The 427-nt window shown below is 39.6% G+C and carries 2 tRNA genes; both read right to left on the bottom strand.

Features of this window, described 5'->3' with window-relative positions:
- Window positions 1-202: 202 nt before the first annotated feature.
- Window positions 203-278 (bottom strand) — tRNA-Ala (locus ACFI4Z_RS19075).
- Window positions 279-322: 44 nt separating this feature from the next.
- Window positions 323-399 (bottom strand) — tRNA-Ile (locus ACFI4Z_RS19070).
- Between the last annotated feature and the right edge of the window lie 28 nt (window positions 400-427).

The raw sequence follows: 427 nt of genomic DNA, 5'->3' as shown, positions 1-427 counted from the left end.
TGGCACTGAATGATACTGCTATCATTCTTTTTTACTTTTGAAAACTCTGTACAAATAACAAATGTCATTCATACGAATTTTATTATCAGCTTTTCCAAATTTTTAAAGAGCAGAGAATCAAAAACTTCTCAAAATTAAACACACTCTATTCTCAGGCGATTTTGCTACCCGATAAAGAATATTTATTTTTAAGAAGTAAAAGTGGTGGAGCTAAGCAGGATCGAACTGCTGACCTCCTGCGTGCAAGGCAGGCGCTCTCCCAGCTGAGCTATAGCCCCACATATGCTGGTCTTACTGTTTGTATACCGACTTCATGAAGAAGTGGTGGGTCTGAGTAGATTTGAACTACCGACCTCACCCTTATCAGGGGTGCGCTCTAACCAACTGAGCTACAGACCCAAACAATAAGTGTTGTTCTCTTTACAAT

This window comes from Pseudoalteromonas sp. RWi3 (assembly GCF_054960735.1).
This window is presented reverse-complemented; position numbering and strand designations above follow the sequence as displayed.